Annotated in this window: 7 protein-coding genes; 4 read left to right on the forward strand and 3 right to left on the reverse strand. The window is 64.4% G+C overall.

Annotated features, from left to right (window positions below; genetic code table 11):
* Positions 1–603 (forward strand): Gfo/Idh/MocA family oxidoreductase (locus JSV65_14690; GenBank protein ID UCH33796.1); only part of this gene is annotated, 603 nt, incomplete at its 5' end.
* A 274-nt stretch (positions 604–877) separates the two neighbouring features.
* Entirely contained in the window at positions 878–1,663 is a 786-nt protein-coding gene (locus JSV65_14695) for a hypothetical protein (GenBank protein UCH33797.1), read from the forward strand.
* 235 nt (positions 1,664–1,898) lie between these two features.
* Here JSV65_14695 and JSV65_14700 read toward each other — a convergent pair whose 3' ends face one another.
* Positions 1,899–2,345 carry a hypothetical protein gene (locus JSV65_14700; protein UCH33798.1) on the reverse strand — a complete coding sequence of 149 codons (447 nt, stop codon included), beginning with the start codon at positions 2,343–2,345 and terminating at the stop codon, positions 1,899–1,901.
* A 502-nt stretch (positions 2,346–2,847) separates the two neighbouring features.
* Here JSV65_14700 and JSV65_14705 point away from each other — a divergent pair.
* Both JSV65_14705 and JSV65_14710 read left to right on the forward strand, forming a co-directional pair.
* A complete protein-coding gene (locus tag JSV65_14705) occupies positions 2,848–3,345 on the forward strand; it encodes a GNAT family N-acetyltransferase (GenBank protein UCH33799.1) in 498 nt (165 codons plus the stop codon).
* Between the two features lie 109 nt (positions 3,346–3,454).
* Positions 3,455–4,348, forward strand: a complete 894-nt coding sequence (locus JSV65_14710; protein ID UCH33800.1) for an amidohydrolase family protein — start codon at positions 3,455–3,457, stop codon at positions 4,346–4,348.
* A gap of 11 nt (positions 4,349–4,359) precedes the next feature.
* Here JSV65_14710 and JSV65_14715 read toward each other — a convergent pair whose 3' ends face one another.
* Both JSV65_14715 and JSV65_14720 read right to left on the reverse strand, forming a co-directional pair.
* Complete coding sequence (locus JSV65_14715) at positions 4,360–5,409, reverse strand: hypothetical protein (protein ID UCH33801.1); 1,050 nt, start codon at positions 5,407–5,409, stop codon at positions 4,360–4,362.
* Between the two features lie 274 nt (positions 5,410–5,683).
* Positions 5,684–5,919 (reverse strand): hypothetical protein (locus JSV65_14720; protein UCH33802.1); only part of this gene is annotated, 236 nt, incomplete at its 5' end.

Below are 5,919 nucleotides of genomic sequence, written 5' to 3' on the forward strand. Positions count from 1 at the left end.
CTCAAGCGCATGCGCGACGAGGGCGAGTTCGGCGAGGTGTACTACGTCGGCACGGAGTACCAGCACGACTACTCCAAAGTCGGCGGGCCGTGGCGCTTCGACCCGCGCGTGGGCCGGCACGTCTATCTCGGCGGCGGCTGCCACGCGGTGGATCTGATGCGCTACTTCCTCGGCGAAGTCACGGAAGTGATGGCGATGGGCAACCACTTCTCGGTGCCCGAGATGCCGCACGACGACTGCGTCATGGCGGTGTACCGCACTGCCGCAGGCCACATCGGCAAGGTCTTCGTCGCCGGCGGCGCCAAGCGGCCGTACGCGACGACGCTTGCGATTTACGGCACGCGCGGCAGCGCCCTGGCGAGCAACGTCAGCCCCGAGGCGCAGGTGTGGCTGACGCGCTTCGAGCAGATGGGCGACCGCTGGATGACCATCCCCGCCGGCATCGAGAGCCACCCGATCCGCGCCCAGATGCAGCACTTCCTGGGCTGCGTGCGCGACGACTTGCAGCCGCTCGTTGACGGCGAGGAGGGCATGCACACCGTCGCCGCCGCCCTCGCCGCCGTGGAATCAACCGACAGCGGCCAGCTGGTGCCGATTCCATAGCCTGCAGTTCCTTGCCTATCGAGGTCCGCGCGTTGGGAGGACGCAAGAGATGGCGTGGCACCTCCGACGCGGACCTCGTCCGGAAGAGCCTGGCCTGGATTATTCATACTGCGCTTGAAGTGCGTGCATCCTGCGCATGACGCGGGCGCGCATGAATAATGTGCGCCAGGTGTATTGCCCGCGCTGCGGCAATACGCGAGCCTCGATAAGGAACGACCGCACGCCGCGTCCTCGGCGAGGGGTTCGCCGGGGGCGAGCGAAGGGAGGTCAGGAGATGAAGCATCGGTCAACGCTTATCGGAGTCGTCGCCGCAATCGCCGTGCTTCTGGCGTTCACGACGTGGGCCCTGGCCCAGGTCACGGCCCCGGCCCCCGCGCCGAAGGTGGCGAAGCCCGCCGCGAGAACCGCGCCGCTCCAGCGCATCTCCATCCCCGAGGCGGCGCTGCAAACAGTCCGCATCGGCCGCATCCGCGCGTGGGCGCCGCCGAGTGTCGGTCAAACCGTGCGCACGCTCATGTCAACCACCAGCGGAGAGGAACAAGCCGAGGAATCGGGCGCCGAAGGTTTCCTGTCGAGCGAGCAGCCGGTCGGCTCCTACGCCACCATTTCGCCCAACACCCTGAGCCCCGAATCGAGCCCGGCGAGCGGGTGGTTCTTCACCCAGGTCGGGGATGTGATGAGCCGCGAGGATCAGGTGGCTGCCGGCATCGCGGTGATTCCGCTCAAGAGCCTGACGACCTACAGCGGGTTCTTCAAGGTGTACCACACCGGGACGGAGGCGTCGGCGTACTACCTCATCACCTTCCACCTGCTGGCGCTGCCGGTGGCGGGAGGGTCCGGCAGCCCGCGGGAGGTCGACCTCACGACGTACCGGCATTCCTGGGGGCCGTTCTGGACCGAGGTCAGGGGCGAAGGCACGACATTGCGGCTGAGCCCTGGCGCCGACGGCGTGTACCCCAAGGTGGTGCGCATCCCGCGCGGCGACGGCTTCCGCCGCGCGTGGGCCGTGGACGGCCACAACATCGCCATCCGCGGGATTACGGTGGATAAGATCGGGTAGGAGGCGCAGGCCGCGGCGACGATCGCGCCCGGTAAGCCGGGGAGGCAAGCTTTCTCAATCCTGAAGCGTTGGGACACGCGGCTTGAGCCTGTACCTCGGATGGCGCGGAGAGCGGGGAAGCGGAACCGGCCCGGCAACGACACGCACCACCGGCATCTATGAGAAGGCTGGTTCTGTGGCGGCATGCCCCCGATGCCGCCGTTCGGGCGAGTGCACACCTCGCCCTGATTGCCCCCTAATCCCTTGGAGACATAGGCCTTCCGCTTCTTCGCAAACGTCTGTCGTACCACAGGGGTATCAAATGCTGGCAGGCAAGATGGAAAGCGGTCAGCAGTATCAGGACCATGCCGGCGACGACCGCTCTCAACCACGGCGTGCCAAGCCCCAGGTGATCGCGGAGCCCCACCCCAAAGACACTGAAGAGGAAGTAGTATACCCACGGGATGAGTGGAACGCCTGACGGGCCGTGGCCGCGTTTCCTTTTCATTATCGCGAGATACAGTGTACCGAGATCCACGAGCACGAAGAGAGGCAGCAGCACGGGCCCGATGACCGGGAAGAAGACAAGCGCGAACGGATACGCGGCAAGTGCAGCCAATGCTACCCAGGCATCGAGATAAACGAGGACAAATATAAGACTGAAGAGGAACCCGCTGCGCGTATCCCGTTCAACATCTGACATGATTCGATGCTCGATGGGGCTAGCCAGTCTCCTCCTGTCCGCACAACTCGCGGACGGAGAAGACAAGGAAACCGGACCACCCGGGCCCGACCGTCGGCTCAGTGTATCGAGCGGCCCGCTTCATGACTTCATGCGGCGGTTCCTGCAAGACTTGAGCGTCCGTTGTCGCCCGCACCAGTCGCTTTAATCCGGGCACATCATAGTCGGCGGGATAGGCGATGTCAACATCCCAGAGCGGCGTGTGGAGCCGGCCTTATGAATTCCAGCGGGCGGCCGGATCGCTAAGTGAGGGCACAGCGCCTGAGCCAACCGGGCCGGAGTGGCGGCGAAGCCTAGCCACGTGCTGTGCCCTTACAATCGCCAGCGGAGGGCGCGTGACAGGTCGGGGCGGGCGCTCCATGAGCGCCCAGAGGATGGCGGGCTACAGGGCCGAAATCCCATATAGGAAATCCCGGCTTCAGTGCGCGGACGAACAGATGCGCGCCAAAGGAGCAATCACACCGTGACCGAACATCGCATCGGCGACATCACGATCAGACCGTTTGACGCGGAGCGCGATTCCAAACGGGTGCGGGTGATCGTCGGCGAGATATGGGGCGGCGGGGACGACGCCCTCATGGAGAAGCAGTTCGGCATCATCGGCGGACGGCCGTGGAGCGAATGGATGGCGCAGGCCGTGCTCGGGTATCTCGCGGCTGACGGGACGAGAAGCTTCGTCGCCGAGCGCGATGGAGACATGATCGGCTTCTGCTCCTATGTGATTGATGATGCCCGCAAACGCGGCACGGTTGGCTACAACGGCGTGGCGCGCGACCATCAAGGACGCGGAATCGGCTCGGCAATGCTGGACTTCGTGATGTCCCGCATCAGGGCGGAGGGAATGGAGTATGCCGCTGTGATCGTAGCGGACAACGAGGAGCACGCGCCGGCACGGCGCAATTACGAGAAGCATGGCTTCCGCAGGCTGACAGGCTTGCACTACATGGTGCAGAAGCTCTAGTGCCGCGGGCCCGGCGTCAGGTCAGCCGGGCCAAGGAATCCCCGCGCCGGACGAGGAAGACGGGATTGAGCTGGGCGTTGGCATTTCCCTATTGAGGAGAAGTCCGATATTGATTGACATTCACGCGCACGCCTATCGCAATCACCCGCCGCTGCTGGTTCAGTTCTGCACTGCGGAGCAGTTGATTCAGCGGTATGACGACGCCGGGATCGAAAAGGGAGCGGTGCTCCCCATCGTCAGTCCCGAGGTCTATCTCCCCCAGGCCAACGAAGACATCCTCGAGATGGTGGAGCAGTACCCCGACCGGCTCATTCCGTTCTGCAACATAGATCCGCGCGCACTGACCAACTCGGCCGACGCGCCGCTCGACCGCCTGCTCCGGTACTACCGCGACAAGGGATGCAAAGGCGTCGGCGAGGTGATGCTGAACGTGCCGATGATGGACCCCATGGTGCAGAACCTGTTCAAGCACGCGCAGGAGGTCGGCCTTCCGGTGACGTTCGACGGCTCGGATCGGGTCGGCGGCGACTTCGGGCTATACGACGACCCCGGGCTGCCGCAACTGGAGCACACCCTGCAGAGGTTCCCGGATCTGATCATGCTCGCCCACGGCCCGTTGTTTTGGGCTGAGATCGGCCGGTTGGAGACGCCGGCGCAGAGGAAGACGGTGTTCCGCCCCGATGGCGCGCAGGTCGGGTGGCAGCCGCCGAGCGGGCCGATCACAGAAGAAGGCGTGGCGCCCAAGCTCTTGCGCAGGTATCCCAATCTCTACGGCGAGCTGTCCGATGCCGCGAATGCCTTGGGCCGCGACCCGGAATACGGGCCGAAGTTCCTGACGGAGTTCCAGGATCGCCTCCTCTTCGGCACGGACATCTGCTTCTTCGATATGCCGTTCCGGACGATGGATATTCTCCTGGAATGGCGCGACTCGCAGAAGATCAGCGAGGATGTCTTCCGCAAGGTCGCGAGAGAGAACGCGGTAAGTCTGCTCGGTTTGGAGTGAGCTTCTGGACACTACGGGGATAGCTGCTCGATTGAGCTTTCCACGCATTCAACGTCCAGCGGCAGCGGCCCGGAGTTGATGAAAATGGCGAGCCGCTCGGCCCTATCCCTGCCGCCCGGCCGGTCGAAGTCGGCGTCGATCACGCCCACCCCACGGATAGCCCGCGTGATCCTCGGGCAGGAGATGAGGCTGCCATCAAGGACAATCGCGAGCGACCTGTTCACATGGTCGCGCGTGAAGGCCTCGAATGCCTCCCCCGTCTCTTCGCGTAGGGTGAAGGTCACGTGATAAGATCCATTCGGGCCGGCCTCGACGCGGGACATCGGGGCGAAGTCCCCTCCCGATAGGATCACTGGCGACTGGGCGACGACGTCGGTTGCAGCCACTGCGGTGCCGCTTTCATCTCGAAACGTGGTCCCGCCAACCGGTGTGATGTCATACGCATAGCGACTCGGGATGACGCGGAACTGAAGCAGCCCCTTGTGCGTCAGCAATTCCTTCGCCCACTCCGGGTCGCCCGCGCAGGCGCATCCCACGACTACAATATCAGGAGGCCTTGGCTCCGCCGAGAAATCAGTGAGCATGGCTGCCTCGGCACGGGCTTCCAAGACACGTATGAGCTCGTCGAGATCCGACGACGTCATCTGCCGCGTATCCGCACTCACCAGCACGGCGTCCTCGTACACATCCGACAGGAGTTGTCTTATCCGCTTCGCTTGCTGCTCGCAGTCGGCAGCGTCTTTTACATGAGTGCGGACCGTGATCTGTTGACCCTTAAGGCTGATCTCCTTGACCTGCTCGGTTCCGACACCGCCAGGAGTGAGCTTGTGGGCGATCCGCACATAGTGGTCTGCCGTCTGCCGGTCACCGCGCACATCCGCCAGCTTGGGGGCCGTGAACGTGAAGACCCCCTCGGGCTGCGCACGGAGCGTAAGACTCGCACGGGCCGTAGGTCGTTGCGGGATGGGCGGGAGCTTCTTGCCGCAGCTCGCGACTGCCACTGCGCATAGCGCCAACCCGAGCACGTTTCGTAGCAGGCCAGTTGGAGATCCGGGGCTCATGTGTTCCCCTCCTCTGGCAGCCTTCGGTAGGCGGGACGCCTTCACCTTCGGCATGTTGCAGGCGCCCGCGACGTCTATGTTGAGCTTCAGCGATTGTGGCACAAATCGGGGGGCGAATCAACGCGCCTGAGGCGCATGAAGGTACAGGCCCCGTGTCCCTGCCCCTGCATCTTGTCCCGTCCGCGCGAGCTTGCGGGAGTGCTCACGCCTCGCCACCAGGGTCCGAATCCGAAGGGATGTTCTGCGCGGCAGGATCGCTTCCCTGCGGCCGAGATCACTCCAACCAGTACGAGTAGAGGCTGGCCTTGCGCAAGGCGAAGCGCAGGCTCACCATCTGGCCACTCAGGCTGGCGACGCTGCCGTGCCTCCATTTCACGCGCGCGTTTGGCGAATAGCCTACGACGGCAGCGGAAGCTGCCAGCACCTTGCCGTCCCTGCCCAGGACGTCAACGCGGAGCTCACCATTGGGCGCATCCACGTTCACGAACAGAGCGCGACCGGACATCTTGA

Source organism: Armatimonadota bacterium, assembly GCA_020354555.1.
GTDB lineage: Bacteria > Armatimonadota > Hebobacteria.

Bases quoted from the DNA above. Each gene is read 5' to 3' on its own strand.
- JSV65_14700 (UCH33798.1), bottom strand. From the start codon at position 2,345: ATGTCAGATGTTGAACGGGATACGCGCAGCGGGTTCCTCTTCAGTCTT.
- JSV65_14695 (UCH33797.1), top strand. From the start codon at position 878: ATGAAGCATCGGTCAACGCTTATCGGAGTCGTCGCCGCAATCGCCGTG.
- JSV65_14715 (UCH33801.1), bottom strand. From the start codon at position 5,409: ATGAGCCCCGGATCTCCAACTGGCCTGCTACGAAACGTGCTCGGGTTG.